Genomic DNA, 23,547 nt, shown 5'->3' on the forward strand with positions numbered 1-23,547 from the left:
AGATGTCCAACCGTGGGAGGGGACTGCCGGCATGCTGCTGGACACCTACGGCCGGGTCGCCACCGATCTGCGCGTGTCGCTCACCGACCGGTGCAATCTCAGGTGCACCTACTGCATGCCCGAGGAGGGCCTGGAGTGGCTCGCCAAGCCCGATCTGCTCACGGACGACGAGATCGTCCGCCTGGTCCGCGTCGCGGTGACCCTGCTCGGCGTCGAGGAGGTGCGCTTCACCGGCGGCGAGCCGATGCTGCGCCCCGGTCTGGTGGGCATCGTCGAGCGCTGCGCCGCCCTGGAGCCGCGCCCGAAGCTGTCGCTGACGACCAACGGCATCGGCCTGGAGCGCACCGCCGGGGCGCTGCGCGCGGCCGGACTGGACCGGGTCAACGTCTCCCTGGACACCCTCGACCCCGAGGTCTTCTCGCGGATGACCCGCCGCAGGCGCCACGCCGACGTCCTCGCCGGTCTGGCGGCCGCCCGCGCGGCAGGGCTCTCCCCGGTCAAGGTCAACGCCGTGCTGATGCCGGGCCTCAACGACACCGAGGCCCCCGACCTGCTCTCCTGGGCCGTCGAGCACTCCTACGAACTGCGTTTCATCGAGCAGATGCCGCTGGACGCCCAGCACGGCTGGCGCCGCGAGGGAATGATCACGGCGGGCGACATCCTCGCGTCCCTGCGTACCCGCTTCTCCCTCACCCCGGAGGGTGAGGACAGCCGGGGCTCGGCGCCCGCCGAGCGCTGGATCGTCGACGGCGGTCCGCACCGCGTCGGCGTGATCGCCTCCGTCACCAGGCCCTTCTGCCGCACCTGCGACCGCACCCGGCTGACGGCCGACGGACAGGTCCGCACCTGCCTCTTCGCCCGTGAGGAGTCGGATCTGCGCGGCGCGCTGCGCTCGGGGGCGGACGACGCCGAGATCGCCCGGCTGTGGAAGGCCGCGATGTGGGGCAAGAAGGCCGGTTCCGGCCTGGACGACCCGTCCTTCCTCCAGCCGGCCCGCCCGATGTCAGCGATCGGCGGCTGACCCCTCCGGCTCCTGTCCGCCCTCCCGGCCCCTCCCGCCCTCCCAGTCGGCGAGGGTCACCACGTCCTTCAGGAAGCCCCGCACCCCCAGGAAACGCGACAGGTACTCGCGGTGCTCCTCGCACGCCAGCCAGGTCTTGCGGCGCTCCGGGGTGTGCAGCTTGGGGTTGTTCCAGGCCAGTACCCACACGGCGGCCTCACGGCAGCCCTTGGCGGAGCAGACGGGGGTGGTGGCGCCGGACAGGGGCGCGGTCACGGGATCGGTCACGCCCCCATCCAAACACGGCCCGGACATGACGACGCCGGGCAGCCACGGGGGGAGCCGCCCGGCGTCGGTCCGTCGCTCCGACGGGGGATGCGGAGCGTGTACGCAGTATGGCACGCGCACCCGCCGCCGGGGCACCGGAACAGCATGATTGATCTGAGGTTTTCCTGAGCTTCCCGGGCGCGGTGGATCAGTCGCGCCGGCCGGGCCCCGAGCGGCTCGGCTCCTGCCCCGGTTCCGGACGCCGGTGCTCCTGACGGCCCGGATCCCGCTCACCGCCTGGTTCCGCCCTGCGGTCCGGTCCCCGCCCGGCCTCCGGTTCGTCCCGCTCCAGCGGGTCCTGCCGTATCGTGCGCGCCCCGGGACCGGGCTCGGGCTCGGCGGTGTCCGCCGGGTGTTCAGCCGGTCCCAGTGCCTGCCGGGGCGGCGCGGAGACGAGGGAATCGGGGATCGCGGGCGTGTTCTCCCGCCCCGCGTTGGCGATCACCACCGCCACGTAGGGCAGCGCCGCGCCGAGCACCAGGGCCGCCACGGCGAGCGGACGCTGCACGTCCCACAGCACCACGGTCAGCAGGACCGCCGCGGTGCGTACCAGCATGGAGACCACATAGCGCCGCTCCCGGCCCCGGACGTCCTCCGCCAGTCCCTGACGGGCCCCGGTGATCCGGAAGACCTCGGGGCCGCGCTGCCTGCGCCTCACACTCACCACCTGCTCCTGCGGCCGGTATCCGGGAGCGTTCCCGCCTGGTTCCCGGCCTTTTCCACACTACGCCCCGACTCCACCGCATACGACGTCGGGCAGAGGGCACCCGATGCGCCGGGGACGGCTCCCACCCGGACGGCTCACCGGCCGTGCGGGGGAGGCGTCCCACCGCACGAACCGAACGCGCTGCGCACGGAGCGCGCCGCACGAGGAGGCGACATGAGCTGGTTGTGGGCGATCATCGTGGGTCTGGTCCTGGGTGTGCTGGCCCGCGCCATCCTTCCCGGCAGGCAGAACATCCCGCTGTGGCTGACCGCCATCTTCGGAATCATCGGCAGCGTCATCGGGAACGCCGTGGCCAGTGGGATCGGTGTGGAGGACACCGCGGGCATCGACTGGATCCGGCACCTGCTCCAGCTTGCCGGAGCCGTCCTGATCGTCGCGCTGGGCACGCCCCTGTACGCCAAGATCAGGGGCGGGGGCAGGCGGACGGCCTGACGTACCGGACATCCCGGCGCGAGAGGGACGCGTCTCGCCGCCGGGAGAGGGGCCGGCGGAAGGGGACGGTACGCACCGTCCCCTTCGCGCGGCCGGTCAAGGCCTCGTCGCACTCACCGGACCCCGGCCGCCTTCCCGGTGACCGATCCGGACGGCCGGACGGCGGGCTGACGCGATCGCGGCGGCCGTCCCGGTCGGTCCGGGACCGGGGCGGGAGCCCCTGCGCTCACACACCCCGGCTGACGGAGCTCATGTTGAAGTCCGGCACGCGCAGGGCGGGCATCGCCGCCCGGGTGAACCAGTCCGACCACTCGCGCGGCAGGGTGCGCTCGGTCCGCCCCGCCTCGGTGGCCCTCGACAGCAGGTCGACCGGTGACTCGTTGAAGCGGAAGTTGTTCACCGCGCCCGTGACCTCGCCGTTCTCCACCAGATAGACGCCGTCGCGGGTCAGCCCCGTCAGCAGCAGCGTCGCCGGGTCCACCTCGCGGATGTACCACAGGCAGGTCAGCAGCAGGGCCGGACCGTCGTGCCCGGAGCCGGCGACCATCTCCTCCAGCGAGGCGGTGCCGCCCGCGTCCAGGACCAGGTTGTCGATGCCCGGCGCCACCGGCAGGCCCGTCAGCTCCGCCGAATGCCGGGTGGTCAGCAGATGGCGCAGCTCGCCGTCGCGCACCCAGTCGGTGGCCCGCAGCGGCAGACCGTTGTCGAAGACCGAGGCGTCGTCGCCGGAGGAGTGCGCGATCACGAACGGCGACGCCTCCAGACCGGGAGCGCCCGGATCGCTGTAGAGCCTCAGCGGCAGCTCCGACAGCCGTTCGCCCACCCGGGTGCCGCCGCCGGGCCTGCTGAACACCGTGCGCCCCTCGGCGGCGTCGCGCCCCGCCGACGACCACATCTGGTAGATCAGCAGGTCCGCCACGGCACTGGGCGGCAGCAGCGTCTCGTACCGCCCGGCCTCCAGCTCCACCTGCCGCCCGGCCCACTCCAGCCGCCGTGCCAGCTCCATGTCCAGCGCCAGCGGATCGACGTCGGCGAAGTCGCGGGTCGCCCGCCCCGCCCACGCCGACCGGGTGCGGTCGGGGGACTTGGCGTTGATCTCCAGGGTGCCGGTCGGCTGGTCGTGGCGCAGCCGCAGTCCGGTGGAGGTCCCCAGGTAGGTGGAGACCATCTGGTGGTGGGCGAAGCCGTACAGCTCCCGGCCCTCGGAGCGGGCCCGCGCGAAGGACTCGCCCAGCGCCGGGGCGAAGGAGCCGAACACCGACGAGGACGTCTCGGCCGGGGCCGAGGTGAAGTCCGCTGAGGTGGGCGTGCCCTCCACCAGCGGCCGGGCGTCCTCGGCCGGGCCCGCTGTACGGGCCGCCTCCTCGGCGGCCCGCACCAGCGGCTCGATGTCATCGTCGGTGACGGCCGAGCGGGACACCACCCCCGACGCCGTCCCCTCGGAACCGTCGACGGTCGCGACGACGGTGAGGGTGCGGCCGCGGGTGACGCCGTTGGTGGTCAGCGTGTTGCCCGCCCACCGCAGGTTGGCGGTGGACTCCTCGTCGGCGATGACCACGCAGCCGTCGGCCCGCGACAGCGTCAGTGCGCGCTCGACGACCTCGTGGGGGGCGGGAGACGTGGAAGAGGTGGTCATCGGCCGGCCTCCTGGGCGGTGTTGAGGATGTTGACGCCGCGGAAGAGCGCGGAGGGGCAGCCGTGCGAGACGGACGCGACCTGGCCCGGCTGGGCCTTGCCGCAGTTGAACGCGCCGCCGAGCACATACGTCCGCGGCCCGCCCACGGCCTCCATCGAGCCCCAGAAGTCGGTGGTGGTGGCCTGGTAGGCCACGTCGCGCAGCTGCCCGGTGAGCCGTCCGTTCTCGATCCGGAAGAAGCGCTGTCCGGTGAACTGGAAGTTGTGGCGCTGCATGTCGATCGACCACGAGCGGTCGCCGACCACGTAGATCCCCCGCTCCACCCGGGAGATCAGCTCCTCTGTGGACGGCCCGTCCGGATCTGGCCGGAGCGAGACGTTCGCCATGCGCTGTACGGGGACGCTGGAGGGGGAGTCGGCGTAGGCGCAGCCGTTGGAGCGGCCCAGCCCGGTCAGCTTCGCCATCCGCCGGTCGAGCTGGTAGCCCACCAGGATCCCGTCCCTGACCAGGTCCCAGGACTGCGCCTCGACGCCCTCGTCGTCGTAGCCGATGGTGGCCAGCCCGTGCTCGGCGGTGCGGTCGCCGGTGACGTTCATGACCGGCGAGCCGTACTTCAGCGTGCCGAGCCCGTCGGGCGTGGCGAAGGAGGTGCCCGCGTACGCCGCCTCGTACCCCAGCGCCCGGTCCAGCTCGGTGGCGTGGCCGATCGACTCGTGGATCGTCAGCCACAGGTTGGAGGGGTCGACCACCAGGTCGTAGGAGCCCGCCTCCACACCGGGCGAGCGCATCTTCTCGGCCAGCAGCTCCGGGATGAGCGCCAGCTCCGCGTCCCAGTCCCAGCCGGTGCCGGTCATGTACTCCCAGCCCCGGCCGGCGGGCGGGGCCAGGGTCCGCATCGAGTCGAAGTCGCCGGAGTCGGTCACGGACACGGCCGTCAGCTCCGGGTGCAGGCGGACGCGCTGCTGGGTGGTGACGGTGCCGGCGGTGTCCGCGTAGAACTTGTTCTCCTGCACGGTCAGCAGTGAGGCGTCCGCGTGCGAGACGCCGTCCGCCCCCAGCAGCCGCTCGCTCCACTGGGCCAGCAGGGCGGTCTTCTCCGCGTCCGGCACGTCGAACGGGTTGACCTCGTAGGAGGAGACCCAGGTGCGCTCACCGTGCACCGGCTCGTCCGCCAGTTCCACTCGTCCGCCCATCGCCCACCGGTCCCCGGCCGAGCCGCTCCGCGCGGCCGCGCCGCCGGCGGCCTCGGCGACCCTCGCCGACAGCTTCGCCATCTCCACGGCCCGGCCCGCCACCTTCGCGGCTGCGTCCATCGTCAGGTCCACCCCCGAGGCGAAACCCCACGCGCCGTCGTGCACCACGCGCACCGCGTATCCGGCGTCGGTGATGTCCGAGGAACCGGCCGGCTTCGCGTCGCGCAGCCGCCAGGAGGCGCTGCGGTTCCGCTCGAAACGGAAGTCGGCGTGCTCGGCCCCCAGCGCCCGGGCCCGTGCGAGCGCCGCGTCGGCGAGCGCGCGCAGCGGCAGCGCCAGGAAGGACTCATCGATCTCGTGCACCACGGACGCTCCTCCTTGTCGATGCATGACCGCAGTGAACCATGCCCCACCGGCCGGCCGCGGCCGATAAACGGCGGTCGCGGCCCCGGTGGGGCCTACCCTGACCGGTGAAGGAGCGGGGCGAAGAAGGGAAGCACCGGGGAGGGGAACATGGAGGACGGGGACGGGGACCGGCCGGGCTTTCCGTGGGTGTGGCTGCTGCCGCAGCTCGCCGTGCTGGTGGGGCTGACGGTCTGGGGCGCAGCGGTGTACCCCGGTCTTCCGGAGAAGGTGCCGCAGCACATCGGCCCCGGCGGGATCGACGCCTGGGCGGACAAGTCCGTCGGCGCGGTCTTCCTGCCCGTCCTGATATACGCCGGGACCGTCGCGGTGATGGCCGTCACCGCGGCGGCGGCGCTGCGGATGCGCACCGAGGACGAACTCGCCCCGGGCGGGCGGGCCTCCTCCCTGGTCAACCGCCCCGCCACCCGCGCCTCGGCGCTGCGGACGGCCAGGGCCACGCTCCTGCTCGGCTTCTGTATCGGCCTGTCGATCGCTGTGACGTGCGCGGTGATGTGGCGCACCGAACCGGATCCGCGGGTGTCCGCCTGGCTGTTCGCCGCGGTGCTCGCACCGCTGGCGCTCGGTCTGGTGCCCGTGCTCGTCGCGGCCGTCCGGGACCGCCGCGAGAGCCGGAAGTGACCCGGCCGCCGGTGTGTTCGCGCGGTGCTCCGGGGTACTCGCGGCCCGGCCGGCCCGCGGGCCGGCCCACCGGAGAGAGCACCGCTGGAAGGAGCGTGCCGTGAGCGACTACTCAGGGCCCTACGACGGCAGGCAGCACGACCCGTCCGAGATGAGGAGCGGCACGGACAAGAGGGGGAAAGAGGAGCGGAAGGAGCACCGTCCCGAAGGGGAGGAGCGGTCCGCGCGGACCGGACGCGAACGCCCCGGGGACGAGGGCGAGGAGGCCGGGGAGGGGGACCGCGCCCCGGGCGCCGGGCCCTCCGTCACCGGACCGCCGCCGGCCACGGAGGGCCGATCCGGCTGATCCGGGGCAGACACCCCCGCTCGCCGGCCCCCGGCGGAGCCGCTCCGCTTCACCGGCCTTCCGCGCCGTCCGGCTCCCCGGCGGGGGTCTTGAAACCCGAGGTGTCCAGGTCGCAGCCGAAGGGTTCGGGGATGCGCGGCGGCTCCCCGAAGGGCGTGGTCAGCCGCGAGTCGTAACCTCGCTCGGACGGACGCCAGAACACCGTGGCGGCCTGCTCCTCCATGTCCAGCAGAGTGCGGCACAGCGCCCGGAAGCGGGCGGTGCCGGAGGGAACATCCATGGCCGTCGGTCGTTCGAGCATCACTGTCATGATGCGCCTCCTCGCGCTCTTGCACCATGCGCGACCCAGGGCAGTGGACCAAAACGCTGTGTGCTCATCTGATTTCCGTACAGTCGCTCCTTGCGCGGGCCCCGGGGCGGGTGTACAACCCGGCCCGGAGCGCCTTTCTGTAGGAATCCCACAGGAGCCCGGCAAAGCCCCTGTCGGGGACCCGTTCTCCGGCCCGCGGGGCCGGACGATAGTTTCTTGCGGAGTACCTGCTCCCTACGGAAGAGGGTGTTCCCTTGAGCCGCTCGGTTCTCGTCACCGGAGGCAATCGCGGCATCGGCCTGGCCATCGCCCGGGCGCTCGCCGACGCGGGCGACAAGGTCGCCGTCACCTACCGGTCGGGTGAGCCGCCGGAGGGTTTCTGCGCCGTCAAGTGCGACATCAACGACGCCGAGCAGGTGGAGCAGGCCTACAAGGAGATCGAGGAGAGGCAGGGGCCGGTCGAGGTGCTGGTCGCCAACGCCGGTGTCACCCGGGACCAGTTGCTCCTGCGGATGTCCGAGGAGGACTTCACCTCCGTGGTGGAGACCAACCTCACCGGCACCTTCCGGGTCGTCAAGCGCGCCTGCCGGGGCATGCTCCGCGCCCGCAGGGGCCGCATCGTGCTGATCTCCTCCGTCGTCGGCCTGCTGGGCTCGGCGGGGCAGGCCAACTACGCCGCCTCCAAGGCCGGCCTGGTCGGCTTCGCCCGCTCGGTCGCCCGGGAGCTGGGCTCCCGCAACATCACCTGCAACGTGGTCGCGCCGGGCTTCGTGGACACCGACATGACGCGCGCGCTCACCGACGAGCAGCGCGCCAGGATCGTCGAACAGGTGCCGCTGGGCCGCTACGCCCGGCCCGAGGAGGTCGCCTCCTCGGTGCGTTTCCTGGCCTCGGAGGAGGCCGCGTACATCACCGGAGCCGTCATTCCCGTGGACGGCGGATTGGGCATGGGTCACTGAACGTCATGAGCGGACTTCTCGCCGGAAAGCGCATCCTGGTCACCGGGGTGCTCACCGACTCCTCGATCGCCTTCCACGTCGCCCGGCTGGCGCAGGAGGAGGGCGCCGAGGTCGTCCTCACCGGTTTCGGGCGGCTGACGCTGGTGCAGCGCATCGCCAGGCGGCTTCCCAAGGAGGCCCCGGTGATCGAGCTGGACGTGCAGAACAGCGAGCACCTGGACACCCTGGCCGGCAAGGTCGCCGAGCACCTCGGCGAGGGCGTCGGGCTGGACGGTGTCGTGCACTCCATCGGCTTCGCGCCGCAGGACGCGCTCGGCGGCAACTTCCTCAACACCGGCTGGGAATCGGTCGCCACGGCCGTCGAGGTCTCGGCGTACTCCCTGAAGTCGCTGACCATGGCCCTGCTGCCGCTGCTGGAGAAGCGCGGCGGCTCGGTCGTCGGCATGGACTTCGACGCGCAGGTGGCCTGGCCCAAGTACGACTGGATGGGCGTGGCCAAGGCCGCCCTGGAGTCCACCTCCCGCTACCTCGCCCGCGACCTGGGGCACAAGGACATCCGCTGCAACCTGGTGTCGGCCGGGCCCATCAAGTCCATGGCCGCCAAGTCCATCCCGGGCTTCGAGGAGCTGGCGGACGTGTGGAAGACCCGCGCCCCGATCGGCTGGGACCTCACCGACCCCGAGCCCGCCGCGCGCGGCGTCGTCGCCCTGCTCTCGGACTGGTTCCCGAAGACGACCGGCGAGATCGTGCACGTGGACGGCGGCGTCCACATGATGGGCGCGTAGCGCGTCCGCGACCGAAGGAACCCCGGGGCCGCCCCCGGTCCCGCGCCGGGACCGGGGGCGGCTCGCCGCAGGTGTCGCGCCGGGGGCGGGAGGCCGGGCGCGGGGTCAGTCGCGGGCGCCGGAGCCCCGGCAGGTCCGGGCGTACGAGCCCGCCTCCCGCGCGGCCGTCTCCGCGTCGCGGTCGGCGATGGCTTCCACCAGCCGCCCGTGGTCCAGGTACCCCTCCGAGCGCAGCTCCTCGCCCACGTCGTTGCGGAGGAAGGTGCGCACGACGGTGCCGAGGTCGGCGTAGAGCGCGGTGAGCACCTCGTTGTGGGACGCCCTGACGATCGCCAGGTGCAGTGTGACGTCGGCCTCCACGAAGCGTTCGACCTCGCCCGTCTCCCAGGCCGCCTCGCGCCGGTGCAGCAGTGTCCGCAGCTGGCGCAGGTCCTGCTCGGTACGGCGGTGCGCGGCCAGCCGTGCGGCCTCGGCCTCCAGCGCCGAGCGCAGCTCGGCCACGTCGCGCGGATCGGCGTCCGCGAAGCGGCGGTGCATCACTCCGGCGAGTTCGCTTGTGGCCACCACATAGGTGCCCGAGCCCTGCCGGATGTCCAGCAGTCCGTTGTGGGCGAGGGCCCGTACGGCCTCGCGTACGGTGTTGCGGGCCACGCCGAGCTGCTCGACCAGCTCGGGCTCGGTCGGGATGCGGGAGCCCACCGGCCACTCGCCGGAGGTGATCTGGTCGCGCAGGGCGTCGATGACCTGGTCGGCCAGTGCGGAGCGGCGGGGTGAGGTCAGGGGCATGGCACTTCCCGGGTCGGCGGGTGCGGTGGGTAAGGCGGGTACGGCGGATGAGCGGAGAGGCGCACCAAGTGGCCTCAATTCATCCGATGATTCTATGATGCATGTCATGGCTGACGATCCCGTGACCATCGATCGCCGGGCCGAAGGGGGGAACCCGGACAGCGTAGGCACCCGCACCACCCCCGGCGCTTCGCCGGGCGCGGCCGCGAGCGCCTCCCCGTGGGCGCGGCGGCTGCTGGTCGCGGGCGTCGTCCTCGCCGCCTTCAACCTGCGCCCCGCCATCACCGCGCTCGGCCCGCTCCTGGCGGAGGTCCGCGAAGCGCTGGCGATGAACGGCACCGTCGCAGGGCTGCTGACCTCCGCGCCCGCCCTCTGCTTCGCCGTCTTCGGCGGCGCCGCGCCCCGGCTGGCCCGCCGCTGGGGCCCGGCCACCGTGGTGCTCGCCGGAATGGCCGCCGTCACCGCCGGGCTGGCGCTGCGCCCCCTCGCCGGCGGAACGGCCTGGTTCCTGGCCTCCAGCGCGCTGGCGCTGGCGGGCATCGCGGTCGGCAACGTCCTGATGCCCGTGGTCGTCAAGCGCTGGTTCCCCGACCGGATCGGCCCGATGACCGGCCTGTACTCCATGGCGCTCTCCGTGGGTACCGCCACGGCCGCCGCCCTCACCGTCCCGGCGGTCCGGGCGCTGGAGGGCGACTGGCGCCTCGGGCTCGGGATGTGGGCGCTGCCCGGCGCCCTGGCCCTGCTGGTGTGGGCGCCGGTCGTGCGCGGCGCCGGCGCCCGTACCGCCGTACCCGCCGACGCCGGGGCGGGCGCCGGGGCCGGGGCCGGTGGGAGCGGTCCCGGGATCCGCATCACCCGCTCCGTCACCGCCTGGTCGCTCGGAGTCTTCTTCGGTTTCCAGGCCACCGCCGCCTACGTCGTCATGGGATGGCTGCCGCAGATCTTCCGCGACGCCGGGGTCCCCGCCCCCACCGCCGGCCTGCTGCTGGCGGTCACCATGGGGATGAGCATCCCCCTGTCCTACGTGCTGCCGCGGATCGCCGCCCGGCTCGGCCACCAGGGCCCCCTCGTCGCGGTCCTGGCCTGCTGCGGACTGGGCGGATACGCCGGGCTGTGGTTCGCCCCCGCGCAGGGGGGCTGGGCCTGGGCGCTGCTGCTGGGCGTCTCCAACTGCGCCTTCCCCCTCGTACTCACCATGATCGGGATGCGGGCGCGGACCGGTGCCGGGGTCGCCAAGCTCTCCGCCTTCGCCCAGGGCACCGGCTACCTGATCGCCGTTCCCGGGCCGCTGCTCGTCGGGACCCTCCACCAGCGAACCGGGGGCTGGCACGCCCCCCTGGCGCTGATGGCCGCCCTGATGACCGCCCAGCTCGCGGTGGGCCTGGTGGCGGGCCGGGACCGATGCGTCGAGGACGGCGGCTGAGTGCGACACTGGGCGCATGCCAGTGCTCGAACCCAACCCGCCCAACGGCCAGAGGAAGCTGCTCCTCGTCCTCGGCGCGATGCTCGGCGTCACGATCGTGATCGGCGTCCTCGCCTCCGTCATCGCCCCGTAAGCCTCCGCCGAGGCCCTCCGGGTCTCCCGCCGCCGCGCCGACCCGTCCGTACGCCCCTCCACCGCCCGGTGGAGGGGCGTACGGGCTTTCCGGGGCGCCGCACGGTCCGCGGTGGACGGAGGGCGGTTCCCTGCCCCGGTGTCCCTGTCTTCCGGTGCTCCGGGGGATTGGCAGGCCCGGAACCGGTCAGTACGTTTCCGCGAAACCGATCGATCGATCGGTTTCGGTTCGCAGAACGTGGAGGCTCGGCCATGCGGACGTCATCTGCAGGACGTGTGACCAGGAGAACGGCGGCGGCGCTGACCGGCTGCCTGATAGCGGCGGCCCTGACCACCGGGTGCGGCGGTTCCTCCGCCGAGGCGGAGGAACGCGGATACCGGCTCGTCGAGGACGGGAAGCTGACATTCGCCATGAGCGGCCAGTACCGGCCGTTCAACTACTTCGAGGACGACGGCGAACTCGCCGGCTTCGACGTGGAACTCGGCAACGAACTCGCCGAGCGGCTCGACCTGGAGCCGAACCCGGTCACCGGCCCGTTCAACTCGCTGGTCGCCGGACTGAAGGCCAAGCGGTACGACCTCATCGTCGGCTCGATGTCACCGACCGAAGAACGCAAGAAGCAGGTCGACTTCACCGGCGAGTACTACGTCTCCGGCGCTCAGCTCTTCGTCGAGGACGACTCCGCGGTCGCCTCGGCCGACGACCTGAAGGACGCCAAGGTCGGCGTGGTGCTCGGCACGACGTTCGAGGAGTACGCCCAGAAGCAGCCCGGAGTCGCGGAGGTGAAGACCTACAACAGCGACAACGAGATGCTGACCGAGCTGTCCAACGGCCGGCTCGACGCGGCGATCACCACCAAGCTGCTGGGGCTGTACCAGATCAAGCAGGCAGGCATCGACGTCAAGCCGACCGGCGAGGTCCTCTTCCCGGACCCCGCGGCGATCGCGAGCCAGAAGGGCAACCCCGAACTCACCGCCGAGGTGGACAAGGCCCTCGACGAGATCAGGGACGACGGCACCTACGCACGGCTCAGCGAGAAGTGGTTCGGGACCGACATCAGCCAGGACACCCGCTCCTGACCGGTCCCGCAGACGTCCGACCCGGCTGCCGAGGAGAACCCCGCCATGTCTGTCCTGGACGGCATCAGCCGTTCCCTTCCGCTCATGCTCGAAGGGCTGAAGATCACCCTGTCGCTGGCCGCACTGGCGGTGGTGTTCGCCCTGGCGGTCGGGTTGGTCGTCGCCTGGACGAGGATGAGCCGCTTCGCCGCCCTGCGCTGGCCGGCGCAGGGCTACCTCGCCCTGATCAGGGGGACTCCCCTGGTGGCGCAACTGTTCGTCCTTCTGGTCGGCGGTGATCGGACTCACCGTGCCCACCGGGGCCTACATGGCGGAGATCTTCCGCTCCGGTGTGCAGACCGTGCCCAGGGGACAGACCGAGTCGGCGCGCTCCGTGGGCATGAGCCGGACACAGGCGCTGCGGATCGTGGTGGCGCCCCAGGCGTTCCGCTCGATCCTCCCGTCTCTGGGCAACCAGTTCGTCATCGCGGTCAAGGACACCGCCGTGGCCTCGTTCATCACGGTCCCCGACCTGTTCAGGCAGGCGCAGAAGCTGGCGGCCGCGACCTACGAGCCGCTGACGTACTACCTGATCTCGGCCGTCTACTACCTGGCCGTCGTGATGCTCCTGACGGCACTGCTGCGCCGCCTGGAGCGCCGGCACACCCGCTACGCGATCTGAGAGGCGGCATCCCATGCCACATCCCGACACCGCCCCGCAGGACGTCCCCCCGCTGGTGCGCATGCGGAACATCCGCAAGTCCTTCGGCGCGCACACCGTGCTGGACGGGGTGGACCTGGACATCGGAACCGGCGAGGTCGTCGTGCTGATCGGGGCCTCCGGAGCCGGCAAGAGCACACTGCTGCGCTGCGTCAACGGACTTGAGCGGATCGACTCCGGCGAGATCGTCATCGACGGCCGGGAGCTGCGGTACGACGAGAAGTCGCTCAACCTGATGCGCCGCCAGGTGGGAATGGTGTTCCAGCACTTCAACCTCTGGCCGCACAAGTCGGTCCTGGACAACGTCACGACCGCCCCGGTCAAGGTGGCCGGCCGGGACCCGCGCCAGGCCCGGGACATCGCACTGGAACTGCTGGACCAGGTCGGACTGAAGGAGTTCGCCGACCGCTACCCGATGAGCCTGTCCGGCGGGCAGCAGCAGCGGGTGGCCATCGCACGGGCGCTGGCCATGCGCCCGAAGGTGATGCTCTTCGACGAGCCCACCTCGGCACTCGACCCCGAACTGGTCGGCGAGGTGCTCGCGGTGATGCGGGACCTGGCCGACTCCGGGATGACCATGGTGGCGGTGACCCACGAGATGCGTTTCGCCCGCAGCGTCGCCGACCGGGTGGTCCTCATGGCCGACGGCGGAATCGCCGAACAGGGTCCGCCGACCGCGGTGCTGGACAACCCGCGCAGCGAGCGGGGCCGGGCCTTCCTCCGACAGGTGGAGTCGGTCTGAACGGGCGCGGCGGCGCCGGCGGACCCCGGCGAAGGACGCGACCCGACCATGCGGCACGACAGGGAAGAAAGCAGAAGGACAGGATGTCGACACTGACGGAGACGGGCCACCGGGAACGGCGGCCGGTGCGGTACGACAGGACCGGGCCGGTGGCCGTGGTCGAACTGCACCGTCCGCACCGTCTCAACGCGGTCACCGACGAGGTCAGCCGCGAACTGGCCGCCGCCGTGAGGCGAGCAGTCGCCGAGGGCGCGCGGGCCGTGGTGCTCACCGGGGCCGGCCGGGCTTTCTGCAGCGGCCACGACCTCAAGGAACCGGCCCCGGCGGAAGACCCGCTGGAGGCCAGGGAACGACTGGAACGGCTGCAGGACGTCACCCGGACCATCAAGCGCGGCCCGGTACCGGTGATCGCGGCGGTGCACGGCTGGGCCGTGGGCGCCGGATGCGAATAGGCCCTGGCCTGCGGACCCGGCGCACGCTCGGCGGCCGGACGCTGGACGCCGGCGAACGGGTCGACGTGGCGACCGCCCTGCGCTGCTACACGGTCGGTTCGGCCCACGCGGCGCACGCCGAACGGTCCCGCGGGCTGATCGCCCCCGGGTACCTGGCCGACTTCACCGTGCTCGACCGGGACCCCACCCGGGTGCCCGCCGACGAGCTGCCGGGAATCGACGTGCTGGCGACGGCCGTTGGCGGGCGGGCCGTTCACGACCTCGGCGTCCTGGCTTAGGGTTGGCCCATGTCCTCGTACGCGCGTCTTCGGTCCAGTGCGCTGGAATTGTTCGCCACCCGCGGCTTCCAGGCCACCGGCATCAGGGACCTCGCCGCGGGCGCGGGGATTTCGCTGGCGACCCTCTACCACTACATGGACGGCAAGGAGGACCTGCTGGTCCGGCTGATGAGGGAGTCCCTGGAGCGGCTGAACGGCGACGCGCGCACCGTGCTGGCGCGGGTCGGCTCGCCGGTCGAGGGGCTGGCCGCGCTTACCGTGATGCACGTCCTCGCCCATGGACTGCGCCGGACCGAGACGGTCGTGGTCGACCGGGAACTGCGATCGCTGGGGGAGGCGAGTCGCAAGGCCGTGGTGGCCCTGCGTGACGAGTACGAGCAGCTGTGGGGGGACCTGCTCGTGGCAGGCCTGGCCGAGAGCAGCATGTCGGTGCCCGACCTCCGGGTGACCCGGTTCGCGCTGCTCTCGACGTGCACGGGGGTCGCCTACTGGTACTCCGAGGAGGGCGAGCTGGACCTCGACCGGATAGCCGCCGTGCACGCCGATCTCGTCCTCGCCCAGGTCGAGGCCCGGCTGGGTGCCCACCGAGTCCGGCTGGACGACCTCGACCTTCCCCCGATCGACTGGTTCCGCGATCTGGTCACCCGGGCGTGAGGGCCCGGCCGCGCCCGCCCGCCGGGACCCGGGTTTCCCGAGGCGTCCCTTTGCCCGTGGTGAGGCAGGCCCCACCATCCCCTAGGGGGATGGACTCAGGGGGCAATGGGTGGATCACCGGATGGAGCGGCCGCCCCGCGGTCCGTAGCGTCGGAGCACACCGCCAAGACGCCACGGAAGACGACGGAGGCGAGCCCGATGACGGCCCACGCACCCACCCGGCACACCCCCCGGCCGGCGGCCGGCGGCGCGGACGCACGGCTGCCGTGGTGGGCCGCGGCGCTGCCCGTGATCGCCTTCGCGGTGCTGCTCGCCCTGCTCGCAGGCGCGGGCGAGGCCGAGGCCGCCGACGCCGGGTCCCGGGGGTACCTCGCGGATCTGCTGGGCCGGCTCTGGGGGCTCCTGTCCCGCTGACCGGCCGCCTCCACCCGTGAGGTCACCCGGTCGGGGAGGGTTGCCAACCCCCCGCGCCACACGCCGCCGTTCGTGCGAAGCTGGAGGCATGAGCGCCGATGTGTCACGCAGGATCGTCATCCTCCGACATGCCAAAGCCGACTGGCCCGACGACGTGGCGGACCACGACAGGCCCCTCGCGGAACGGGGGCGCAGGGACGCACCGGCCGCCGGCCGCTGGCTCGCCGCCAGCGGCATCCTCCCCGACCTCACCCTCTGCTCCACCGCCGCCCGCACCCGCGAGACCTGGAAGCTGGTCGTCCACGAACTGCCGCAGCGGCCGAGGACGGTCTACGAGAAGCGGCTCTACGAGGCCTCGCTGGGCGAGCTGATCGCGGTGGTCAACGAGGTGCCGGACGACGTCGTGGACCTCATGCTCGTCGGCCACAACCCCGGCATGCACGCCATGGCCGACGCCCTCGCCGGAGAGGCCGAGGAGGACGCCAGGAGCCGGCTCGATCACATCGGCTTCCCCACCTCCGCCGCGGCCGTGGTCTCCTTCACCGGCTCCTGGAAGTCCGTGGAGCTCGGAACGGGCCGCCTCGAGGCGCACTGGGCGCCGCACGACTGACACCGCACGGCCGACTCCGGGCGGCGTGGGACGGTGCAGGGCCCGCCGGTCCGGACTCACTCCGCTCCGGCGGGCCGCGTGTCCGCGCGGGCGCCGCGCCGGGCGGACTCAGACCGAGGTGTCGGCCGCCTCGACCTCCTCGCGCGTGACGCCCAGCAGATACAGCACGGTGTCCAGGAACGGGACGTTCACCGCGGCGTGCGCGGCCTCCTGCACCACCGGCTTGGCGTTGAACGCGACCCCGAGTCCGGCGGTGTTGAGCATGTCCAGGTCGTTGGCACCGTCCCCGATCGCCACGGTCTGGGCCAGCGGCACTCCGGCCTCCGCCGCGAAGCGGCGCAGCAGCCGGGCCTTGCCCGCCCGGTCCACGACCTCCCCGACGACCCGGCCGGTCAGCTTCCCGTCCACGATCTCCAGGGTGTTGGCCGAGGCGAAGTCCAGTCCCAGCCGCTCCCGCAGGTCGTCGGTGACCTGTGTGAAACCGCCCGAGACCACCCCCACCTGATAGCCCAGGCGCTTGAGCGTGCGGATGAGGGTGCGGGCCCCCGGCGTGAGCCGGACCTCGGAGCGCACCTTGTCCACGACCGACTCGTCCAGCCCCTCCAGCAGTGCCACCCGGGCGTGCAGCGACTGCTCGAAGTCCAGCTCGCCGCGCATCGCGGCGGCGGTCACCTCGGCGACCTTCTCCTCGCAGCCGGCGTGCGCCGCGAACAGCTCGATCACCTCGTCCTGGATGAGCGTGGAGTCCACGTCCATCACCACCAGGCGCTGCGCCCGGCGGTGCAGCCCGGCGGCGACGACGGCGACGTCCACACCCAGGGCCGCCGCCTTCGGGGCCAGGGCGGTGCGCAGCTCCTCCGTCCCGGTGCCGGACACCGCGAACTCCACCGCCGTGACCGGGTACTTGGCCAGCCGGAAGATCCGGTCGATGTTGCCGCCGACACCGGTTATCCGGGCGGCGATGGCGGCCGTGGCCTCGGCGGTCAGCGGATGGCCGAGCACGGTGACGTGGGAGCGGCCGGTGCCGCGCGGCCGGTTGTCGCCCCGGCCCGAGATGATCTCCGCCTGGAGCCGCATCGACTCCGCCCAGGAGTGCACGGTCGCCCGCAGCCCGCCCTCGGCGCCGCCCCCGCCCGGCGTGGTGACCAGGGCGCACAGGGTGATGCGGCCGCGGGTGACGACCTGCTCGATGTCTATGACGTCCAGCGAGTAGGCGGCCAGTGTCTCGAAGAGACCTGCGGTGATGCCCGGCCGGTCCTTGCCGAAGATCTTCACCAGGAGGGTGGGGGTGTCGGCGTCCGTTCCGGCGGTGACGGCGGCGGGGACGGGCGGCGGGGTCTGCGAAGCGCTCATGATGATCCCTACGGTATCGAGCACCGAAGCGGTTCCGTACGCACGTCCGTACCCCGGACAGCCCCGGTCAGGCCCGGCCGAGACGGTCCGCGCCTCCGGCGCCGCCGCTTCCCCGCCCCCTCGCCCGCCCCTTTCGGCGGCCGGGGAGCGGACCGTAGCGGTTCGGCAACCATCCGGCGGGGGCGACTTCATGTCCTGCCGCGGAGCCTGGAATAGTTCCCCCACGATCGTTCACCATCCCTAGCCCCCTCATACAGGGGGTAGCTCGGGGGACAACTTTGTGGGGCATGGAGTGCCGGAAGTCGTACTGGAACTGAACGGACGGACCTGGGCGCTCGACCCGTCCAGGTCCTACACCCTCGGACGCGATCCGCAGGGGGACCTCGTGGTCGACGACGCCAGGGTCTCCTGGCGTCACGCCACACTGCGCTGGGGCGGCGGGAGCTGGCTCCTGGAGGACCACGGCAGCACCAACGGCACGTACGCGCAGGGAGGGCGCGTCCAGCAGCTGGAGGTCGGCGCGGGTTCGGTGGTGCATCTCGGCAACGCCACCGACGGGCCCCGACTGGCCTTCTCCGGTCGGCCCGCGGCGGCTCCCGCGGGCGCTCTCGCGCAGGCGGCGCCCGCCCCGCAGCCGCAGGGCGGCCCCGGCTGGGGCCACCAGCCGCTGGCCCAGGCCCCGGCTCCGCAGCAGCAGGCCCCGCAGCACGTGAAGCAGCCGGTGCCGCAGCAGTACGCGCCGCAGTCTCCCCAGGGCGCGGTCCCCCCGCACGGCGGCGCCCCGCAGCAGGCGGGCCCCCCGCTCCACGGGGACCACCGCAACCCGACCACGTTCCACCAGCTCCCGACGGGCCGGGTGATGCGGATCGGCCGCGCGCTGGAGAACGAACTGGTCGTCTCCGACCTCCAGGTCTCCCGCCACCACGCGGAGTTCCGCTCCGCCCCCGGCGGCCGCTTCGAGATCCGCGACCTCGGCAGCCACAACGGCACGTACGTCAACGGCCAGCCGCTGCCCAAGTCGGGCACGGCGCTCCTCGGCCCGGACGACATCGTCGGCGTCGGCCACTCGACCTTCCGGGTGGTGGGCGACCGGCTCGAGGAGTTCGTCGACACCGGCGAGGTCTCCTTCTCCGCCCGTCATCTGACCGTCAAGGTCGACGGCGGCAAGGTGATCCTCAACAACGTCACCTTCGGCGTGCCCGAGAAGTCCCTGGTGGCCGTCATCGGCCCGTCCGGATCCGGCAAGTCCACACTGCTGCGCGCCCTGACCGGCTACCGCCCGGCCGACGTCGGCGAGGTCCTCTACGACAACCGGGACCTCTACAAGCAGTTCGCCGAGCTGCGCCAGCGCATCGGCCTGGTCCCGCAGGACGACATCCTCCACAAGGAGCTGACCGTCCGCACCGCCCTGCGCTACGCCGCCAAGCTGCGCTTCCCCGGCGACGTCGCCGAGGCCGAGCGCAACGCGCGGATCGAGGAGGTGCTGGCCGAGCTCAAGCTCGACATCCACGCCGGAAAGAAGATCACCTCCCTCTCCGGCGGCCAGCGCAAGCGCGTCTCGGTCGCCCTGGAACTGCTCACCAAGCCGTCCCTGATCTTCCTGGACGAACCGACCTCCGGCCTGGACCCGGGCATGGACCGCGACGTGATGAAGCTGCTGCGGGAGCTGGCCGACGACGGCCGCACCGTGCTGGTGGTCACCCACTCCGTCGCCGAGCTCGCGCTGTGCGACCGTGTTCTGGTGATGGCACCCGGCGGCGGTGTGGCCTACTTCGGCCCGCCCGAGGAGGCCCTGAACTTCTTCGGCTACGAGAGCTGGGCGGACGTCTTCTCGGCCTTCGAGAACTACCGTGACTACGACTGGATCGGCCGCTGGCAGGGCTCGCAGCACTACCGGCTCTACGCCGCCGACCTCGACACCGCCGCCCCGCAGCAGGCGCCCCCCCAGTACGCGCAGTACGCGGCACCGCCCGCGCCGGCGTCCCGCCCGCCCAAGCCGCAGAGCTGGGGGTCCCAGTTGTGGACCCTCACCCGGCGCTACACGTCGGTCATCGCCTCCGACAAGGGCTTCCTCGCCCTGATGGTCGTCCTGCCCGTGATCCTGGGCGTGGTCAGCACGGTGATCCCCACCGACCACGGCCTCACACGCAACCCGGCGGGCTTCAACCAGCACGCGGGCACCATCCTGCTGATCCTCGCGGTCGGCATGTGTCTGTCCGGCGCGGCCAACTCGGTGCGCGAGCTGGTCAAGGAACGGGTCATCTACGAACGGGAACGGGCCACCGGCCTGTCCAGGTCCGCCTATCTGATGTCCAAGGTGATCGTCCTGGGGATGATCACCGCCTTCCAGGGCGTGATCATCTGCGCCATCGGCTTCTCGGTGCGCGAACTGCCCGAAGAGGGCCTGATCATGCCCACGGCCGTCGAGCTGTGCGTGGGGATCATCGCCTTCGGCCTCACCTCCATGATGGTCGGCCTGGTGATCTCCTCGCTGGTGAAGACATCCGAGATGACCATGCCCCTGCTGGTGGGCTTCGCGATCATCCAGCTGGTCTTCACCGGCGTGCTCTTCCAGGTCTTCGACGCGCCCGGCATCGAGCAGGTCGCCTGGCTGATGCCCTCGCGCTGGGCGGTCGCGGCCACCGGAGCCACCGTCGACCTGTCGCGCACCATGGCCCCCTGGGACCGCGAGAACCCCACCAACCTTGACCCGCTGTGGGAGCACGCCACGGGGGTGTGGGTGATGGACATGCTGATCCTGCTCGCCATCGGCGTCGCCTGCGGCTTCGCGGTGGCCCGCCTGCTGCGCCGCCATGAGCCGGAGGTCATGCGCAAATGAGCCTGTGCCGCGCGGCCGCGCGGCACATGTGCCACCCCCGCCCCGCCGGATCCTTCCGGCGGGGCGGGGGCCGTCAGGGGGCGGGAGGGACGCGGGAGCCGCCGGGCACCGGACGGCGGTGCGTCCGCCGTCGGTCCTACGACCACCGCCCCGACACCCCCGGGCGGCGGGCCGATCCGCCCCGCGAACCCCGCCGGTACCGTGACCGCATGCTCCCGAGAACCGGGCTGGCGGCCGTCAGCGCCGCCCTGCTCGCCATGAACCGCCGCCTGGAGGCCCGCGAGGTCCTGCAGACGATCACGACATCCGCACGCGAGCTGCTGGACGCCGAGTACGCCGCCCTCGGCGTCCCGGACGACCACGGCGGTTTCGCGCAGTTCGTGGTGGCCGGGGTCAGCGACGAGAGGTGGCGGGCGATCGGGCCGCTGCCCCGCCAGCACGGCATCCTCGCCGCCATGCTGCGGGACGCCTCTCCGCAGCGGCTCGCCGACGTCCGCCGGGACCCGCGCTTCGAGGGCTGGCCCGACGCCCACCCGGAGATGGCCGACTTCATCGGCATGCCGGTCGCCGACGGCGAGGAGGTGCTCGGGGCGATCTTCCTCGCCAACAAGAGGTGCGAGAGCCCCGGGAAGGGCTGCGGCTTCACCGGGGAGGACGAGGAGCTGCTGCGCCTGCTCGCCGAGCACGCCGCCATCGCGCTGACCAACGCCCGTCTCTACGAGCGCAGCCGCGAGCTGACCATCGCCGGGGAGCGCGCCCGTATCGCCCATGAACTGCACGACGCGGTCTCCCAGAAGTTGTTCTCCCTGCGCCTGACCGCCCAGGCCGCCACCGCCCTGGTCGGCCGGGACCCGGACCGCGCCAGGGAGGAGCTGCGCAGGGTCGCCGGGCTGGCGGCCGAGGCCGCCGACGAGCTGCGGGCCGCCGTCGTCGAACTGCGTCCCGCCGCCCTGGAGGAGGACGGACTGGTCGCCGCCCTGCGCAGCCAGGTGCAGGTCCTGGACCGGGCGCACAGCGCCCGTGTCGATTTCGGCGCGGAGGGTGTGCGGGCGCTGCCCGCCGCCCAGGAGGAGGCGCTGCTGAGAGTCGCGCAGGAGGCCCTGCACAACGCTCTGCGGCACTCCGGCGCCCGGCGCGTCACCGTCCTCCTCGCCCGCCGCGGTACGGGTGCCGTGCTGCGGGTGGCCGACGACGGACGCGGCTTCGACCCCTCGGCGGTCCGCCGCGCGGGCCGCCGCCTGGGCCTGGTGTCGATGCGCGACCGGGCGGACGGGGTCGGCGGCACGCTGAGGGTGGAATCGAAGCCCGGCGGGGGCACGGTGATCGAGATGGAGGTGCCCGGTGGCTGAAGCGGCCGGCGAGGTGATCAGAGTCCTGTTGGTGGACGACCACCAGGTCGTGCGCCGGGGACTGCGTACGTTCCTCGAGGTCCAGGGCGACATCGAGGTGGTCGGCGAGGCCGCCGACGGGGCGGGCGGCGTGGCCCGCGCCGAGGAGCTGCGGCCCGACGTCGTCCTGATGGACCTCAGGATGCCCGGCTCGGACGGCGTCGAGGCGCTGCGCAAGCTGCGTGAACTGGGCAACCCGGCTCGGGTGCTGGTCGTCACCAGCTTCACCGAGCAGCGCACCGTCGTCCCCGCACTGCGCGCGGGCGCCGCCGGCTACGTCTACAAGGACATCGACCCCGACGCGCTGGCCGGGGCCATCCGCTCGGTGCACGCGGGGCACGTCCTGCTGCAGCCGGAGGTCGCCCGGGCCCTGCTCGGCCAGGAGGGGGCCGGCGGCGGACCGGGCCGGGGCACCTCCCTGACCGAGCGGGAGCGCGAGGTGCTCGCGCTGATAGCCGACGGACGCTCCAACCGGGAGATCGCGCGCCGTCTGGTGCTGTCGGAGAAGACCGTCAAGACGCACGTGTCCAACATCCTGATGAAGCTGGACCTCGCCGACCGCACCCAGGCCGCGCTGTGGGCCGTCCGGCACGGGACGGCCGGCTGACGGGCGGGCGCCTCGTCCTCGTCCCGGCCCCTCCACCTCCCTCCGACGGAGATCCATGCCTAAATTCATACGAACGTGTGTATGTCACCGGTGTGGCGTATCGCAACAGGTCCCGGCCCGTTCTCCAGTGCGTGCCGCGGCGACCGGCCGCGGCGAACGCAAGGAGGATCGAGAAGTGAAGAACCTCAAGAGGGTCACCGCCGTCGCGATGGTGGCCGGCGGGCTCGTCGCCGCCGGTGCGGGCGCGGCCTCGGCCAGCTCGGGCGCACAGGGCGCGGCCGCCCACTCGCCCGGCGTCGGCTCGGGCAACGTGATCCAGGTGCCCGTCCACGTGCCGGTCAACATCTGCGGCAACACCGTCAACATCATCGGCCTGCTGAACCCGGCCTTCGGCAACGCCTGCGCCAACGCCTGAGCACGCGCGCGAGCGGGCGCGGCGGGCGGCTCCGCCCGCGTCCGCCCGTCCCGCACCGCCGGCCTCCCGGGCCCGACCGGGAGGCCGGCTCCCGTGTTCAGCCCCGCTCGCGCTCCTCCACATACGCGTTGTACGCGGCCACCACCGCCCGCCTGGCGGTACGCTCCACCGGCCGCAGAGCCTCGCCTCGCGCCGCCATCGCCCCCGCGCTCACCGCGCCGCCGTGCTCCGGCCCGCCCGCGATCTCCACCAGCGCGCCCACCCGCTGCGCCAGCTCCAGAACGCGTACCGCGCGCGGCGGATAGCCTGGCGCGAGCAGAGCGCGCCCCGCCTCCGCCCGCGCCCGGTACGCCTCCAGCGCCGCCGCGGCCACCGGGCCGGAACCGGCCACGTCCAGCCGCGTCAGCACCTCGGTCGCCTCGCGCAGCGCCTCGGCCAGCTCCCGTTCGGCCTCCCCGAGGGACGGCACGTCCGCGGGCGGGGCCTCGCGCACCGGAAGGCAGTGCCACACCACCTCGGTGTGCACATCGCCCCGCGGACCGGCCTCACGCACCAGCGGCACCAGCCCCAGCGGCGCACCCGTCCCGACCACGGCCTCCCCGGCGTCCAGAGCACGGGCGTTGAACCCGGGCGGCCCGCTCAGCCCCAGCGGATGCCCCGGTGCGGGCAGCGCCAGCCGCAGACCGGTCACCCCCGAGGCGCGCAGCCGGCCGAGCGCGAGGGTGAGACCCACCTCACCGGACTCGCCCGGCAGGCCCGCCACGCGGTGCACCGTGTCGTCGCCCACGATGCGCGAAGCGGCGTCGTCGGGCGACACCACTCCGGCGAACAGGGCATTTCCCCAGGCGGCCAGCCGCCCGGAACGAGGTTCTTCGAGCATGCCCCCAGCCTAAGGACAGCCGCGCGGAAGAGGTG

27 protein-coding genes and 2 pseudogenes are annotated in these 23,547 nt (G+C 72.8%); 21 read left to right on the plus strand and 8 right to left on the minus strand.

Annotated features, from left to right (window positions below; translation table 11 throughout):
* Window positions 1-31: 31 nt before the first annotated feature.
* Window positions 32-1,021 (plus strand): GTP 3',8-cyclase MoaA, encoded by a 990-nt coding sequence (moaA, locus tag IQ279_RS02675; RefSeq protein WP_206346591.1) that lies wholly within the window; start codon window positions 32-34, stop codon window positions 1,019-1,021.
* On the opposite strand, the gene IQ279_RS02680 is transcribed toward moaA, so the two are convergent.
* Together IQ279_RS02680 and IQ279_RS28615 are read right to left on the minus strand one after the other, a co-directional pair.
* A complete protein-coding gene (locus IQ279_RS02680) occupies window positions 1,004-1,288 on the minus strand; it encodes a hypothetical protein (RefSeq protein ID WP_307792058.1) in 285 nt (94 codons plus the stop codon). The two genes, moaA and IQ279_RS02680, sit on opposite strands and share 18 nt — an antisense overlap.
* Window positions 1,289-1,475: 187 nt before the next feature.
* Complete coding sequence (locus tag IQ279_RS28615; protein WP_307792060.1) at window positions 1,476-1,991, minus strand: DUF3099 domain-containing protein; 516 nt, start codon at window positions 1,989-1,991, stop codon at window positions 1,476-1,478.
* Window positions 1,992-2,207: 216 nt separating this feature from the next.
* Here IQ279_RS28615 and IQ279_RS02690 point away from each other — a divergent pair, with 216 nt between their 5' ends.
* Window positions 2,208-2,486 carry a GlsB/YeaQ/YmgE family stress response membrane protein gene (locus tag IQ279_RS02690; RefSeq protein WP_206346592.1) on the plus strand — a complete coding sequence of 93 codons (279 nt, stop codon included), beginning with the start codon at window positions 2,208-2,210 and terminating at the stop codon, window positions 2,484-2,486.
* Window positions 2,487-2,712: 226 nt separating this feature from the next.
* On the opposite strand, the gene IQ279_RS02695 is transcribed toward IQ279_RS02690, so the two are convergent.
* Window positions 2,713-4,122, minus strand: a complete 1,410-nt coding sequence (locus IQ279_RS02695; RefSeq protein ID WP_206346593.1) for a metallopeptidase TldD-related protein — start codon at window positions 4,120-4,122, stop codon at window positions 2,713-2,715.
* On the minus strand, window positions 4,119-5,681 hold the full coding sequence (locus IQ279_RS02700; protein WP_206346594.1) for a TldD/PmbA family protein: 1,563 nt from the start codon (window positions 5,679-5,681) through the stop codon (window positions 4,119-4,121). Before IQ279_RS02700 ends, IQ279_RS02695 begins: the two co-directional genes overlap by 4 nt.
* Window positions 5,682-5,828: 147 nt before the next feature.
* On the opposite strand from IQ279_RS02700, the gene IQ279_RS02705 reads away from it, so the two are divergent.
* Both IQ279_RS02705 and IQ279_RS02710 read left to right on the plus strand, forming a co-directional pair.
* Window positions 5,829-6,359 carry a DUF1648 domain-containing protein gene (locus tag IQ279_RS02705; protein ID WP_206346595.1) on the plus strand — a complete coding sequence of 177 codons (531 nt, stop codon included), beginning with the start codon at window positions 5,829-5,831 and terminating at the stop codon, window positions 6,357-6,359.
* Between the two features lie 100 nt (window positions 6,360-6,459).
* Complete coding sequence (locus tag IQ279_RS02710; protein WP_206346596.1) at window positions 6,460-6,705, plus strand: hypothetical protein; 246 nt, start codon at window positions 6,460-6,462, stop codon at window positions 6,703-6,705.
* 49 nt (window positions 6,706-6,754) lie between these two features.
* On the opposite strand, the gene IQ279_RS02715 is transcribed toward IQ279_RS02710, so the two are convergent.
* The gene (locus IQ279_RS02715; protein ID WP_206346695.1) at window positions 6,755-7,015 is read right to left on the minus strand and encodes a hypothetical protein; all 261 of its coding nucleotides are present in this window, start codon (window positions 7,013-7,015) and stop codon (window positions 6,755-6,757) included.
* A gap of 254 nt (window positions 7,016-7,269) precedes the next feature.
* Here IQ279_RS02715 and fabG point away from each other — a divergent pair, with 254 nt between their 5' ends.
* The gene (fabG, locus tag IQ279_RS02720; RefSeq protein WP_206346597.1) at window positions 7,270-7,974 is read left to right on the plus strand and encodes a 3-oxoacyl-[acyl-carrier-protein] reductase; all 705 of its coding nucleotides are present in this window, start codon (window positions 7,270-7,272) and stop codon (window positions 7,972-7,974) included.
* 5 nt (window positions 7,975-7,979) lie between these two features.
* Complete coding sequence (fabI, locus tag IQ279_RS02725; RefSeq protein WP_206346598.1) at window positions 7,980-8,759, plus strand: enoyl-ACP reductase FabI; 780 nt, start codon at window positions 7,980-7,982, stop codon at window positions 8,757-8,759.
* A 105-nt stretch (window positions 8,760-8,864) separates the two neighbouring features.
* Here the strand turns inward: fabI and IQ279_RS02730 are convergent, their stop codons facing one another.
* Window positions 8,865-9,545, minus strand: coding sequence for a FadR/GntR family transcriptional regulator (locus tag IQ279_RS02730; RefSeq protein WP_206346599.1), 681 nt, complete (start codon window positions 9,543-9,545; stop codon window positions 8,865-8,867).
* 106 nt (window positions 9,546-9,651) lie between these two features.
* On the opposite strand from IQ279_RS02730, the gene IQ279_RS02735 reads away from it, so the two are divergent.
* From IQ279_RS02735 to IQ279_RS02775, 11 genes and pseudogenes are all read left to right on the plus strand, one after another.
* Window positions 9,652-10,968, plus strand: a complete 1,317-nt coding sequence (locus IQ279_RS02735; RefSeq protein WP_241027394.1) for a CynX/NimT family MFS transporter — start codon at window positions 9,652-9,654, stop codon at window positions 10,966-10,968.
* A gap of 16 nt (window positions 10,969-10,984) precedes the next feature.
* A complete protein-coding gene (locus IQ279_RS28430; RefSeq protein WP_277402470.1) occupies window positions 10,985-11,101 on the plus strand; it encodes an SGM_5486 family transporter-associated protein in 117 nt (38 codons plus the stop codon).
* Window positions 11,102-11,376: 275 nt separating this feature from the next.
* Window positions 11,377-12,180: an ABC transporter substrate-binding protein gene (locus tag IQ279_RS02740; protein ID WP_206346601.1), complete on the plus strand. Its 804-nt coding sequence runs from the start codon at window positions 11,377-11,379 to the stop codon at window positions 12,178-12,180.
* A gap of 84 nt (window positions 12,181-12,264) precedes the next feature.
* A pseudogene (locus IQ279_RS28755) lies at window positions 12,265-12,432 on the plus strand (ABC transporter permease subunit); the annotation flags it as partial.
* Between the two features lie 19 nt (window positions 12,433-12,451).
* Window positions 12,452-12,841 (plus strand): annotated as a pseudogene (locus IQ279_RS27705) (amino acid ABC transporter permease); the annotation flags it as partial.
* Window positions 12,842-12,854: 13 nt separating this feature from the next.
* Complete coding sequence (locus tag IQ279_RS02750) at window positions 12,855-13,622, plus strand: amino acid ABC transporter ATP-binding protein (RefSeq protein ID WP_277402471.1); 768 nt, start codon at window positions 12,855-12,857, stop codon at window positions 13,620-13,622.
* Between the two features lie 83 nt (window positions 13,623-13,705).
* Window positions 13,706-14,074, plus strand: coding sequence for an enoyl-CoA hydratase/isomerase family protein (locus IQ279_RS02755; RefSeq protein WP_206346602.1), 369 nt, complete (start codon window positions 13,706-13,708; stop codon window positions 14,072-14,074).
* On the plus strand, window positions 14,065-14,352 hold the full coding sequence (locus IQ279_RS02760) for an amidohydrolase family protein (protein WP_206346603.1): 288 nt from the start codon (window positions 14,065-14,067) through the stop codon (window positions 14,350-14,352). The genes IQ279_RS02755 and IQ279_RS02760 overlap by 10 nt, the downstream gene beginning before the upstream one ends.
* A 9-nt stretch (window positions 14,353-14,361) precedes the next feature.
* Complete coding sequence (locus IQ279_RS02765) at window positions 14,362-15,006, plus strand: TetR/AcrR family transcriptional regulator (RefSeq protein WP_206346604.1); 645 nt, start codon at window positions 14,362-14,364, stop codon at window positions 15,004-15,006.
* 198 nt (window positions 15,007-15,204) lie between these two features.
* On the plus strand, window positions 15,205-15,420 hold the full coding sequence (locus IQ279_RS02770; protein ID WP_206346605.1) for a hypothetical protein: 216 nt from the start codon (window positions 15,205-15,207) through the stop codon (window positions 15,418-15,420).
* Window positions 15,421-15,508: 88 nt separating this feature from the next.
* Window positions 15,509-16,030 (plus strand): SixA phosphatase family protein, encoded by a 522-nt coding sequence (locus IQ279_RS02775; protein ID WP_206346606.1) that lies wholly within the window; start codon window positions 15,509-15,511, stop codon window positions 16,028-16,030.
* Window positions 16,031-16,138: 108 nt separating this feature from the next.
* Here the strand turns inward: IQ279_RS02775 and serB are convergent, their stop codons facing one another.
* Window positions 16,139-17,383, minus strand: coding sequence for a phosphoserine phosphatase SerB (gene serB, locus IQ279_RS02780; RefSeq protein ID WP_206346607.1), 1,245 nt, complete (start codon window positions 17,381-17,383; stop codon window positions 16,139-16,141).
* Window positions 17,384-17,675: 292 nt separating this feature from the next.
* On the opposite strand from serB, the gene IQ279_RS02785 reads away from it, so the two are divergent.
* The 4 genes from IQ279_RS02785 to IQ279_RS02800 all read left to right on the plus strand — a co-directional run bounded on the left by IQ279_RS02785 (window position 17,676) and on the right by IQ279_RS02800 (window position 22,632).
* Window positions 17,676-20,222 carry an FHA domain-containing protein gene (locus IQ279_RS02785; protein WP_206346608.1) on the plus strand — a complete coding sequence of 849 codons (2,547 nt, stop codon included), beginning with the start codon at window positions 17,676-17,678 and terminating at the stop codon, window positions 20,220-20,222.
* Between the two features lie 209 nt (window positions 20,223-20,431).
* Window positions 20,432-21,571, plus strand: coding sequence for a GAF domain-containing sensor histidine kinase (locus IQ279_RS02790; protein ID WP_206346609.1), 1,140 nt, complete (start codon window positions 20,432-20,434; stop codon window positions 21,569-21,571).
* Complete coding sequence (locus IQ279_RS02795) at window positions 21,564-22,217, plus strand: response regulator (RefSeq protein WP_307792067.1); 654 nt, start codon at window positions 21,564-21,566, stop codon at window positions 22,215-22,217. The genes IQ279_RS02790 and IQ279_RS02795 overlap by 8 nt, the downstream gene beginning before the upstream one ends.
* A gap of 208 nt (window positions 22,218-22,425) precedes the next feature.
* Entirely contained in the window at window positions 22,426-22,632 is a 207-nt protein-coding gene (locus tag IQ279_RS02800; RefSeq protein ID WP_206346692.1) for a chaplin, read from the plus strand.
* Between the two features lie 97 nt (window positions 22,633-22,729).
* Here IQ279_RS02800 and IQ279_RS02805 read toward each other — a convergent pair whose 3' ends face one another.
* Window positions 22,730-23,512, minus strand: a complete 783-nt coding sequence (locus IQ279_RS02805; protein WP_206346610.1) for an Rv1486c family protein — start codon at window positions 23,510-23,512, stop codon at window positions 22,730-22,732.
* Window positions 23,513-23,547 lie beyond the last annotated feature (35 nt).

The sequence above is a fragment of the Streptomyces verrucosisporus genome (genome assembly GCF_017114865.1).
In the GTDB taxonomy this organism is placed as follows: domain Bacteria; phylum Actinomycetota; class Actinomycetes; order Streptomycetales; family Streptomycetaceae; genus Streptomyces; species Streptomyces fenghuangensis.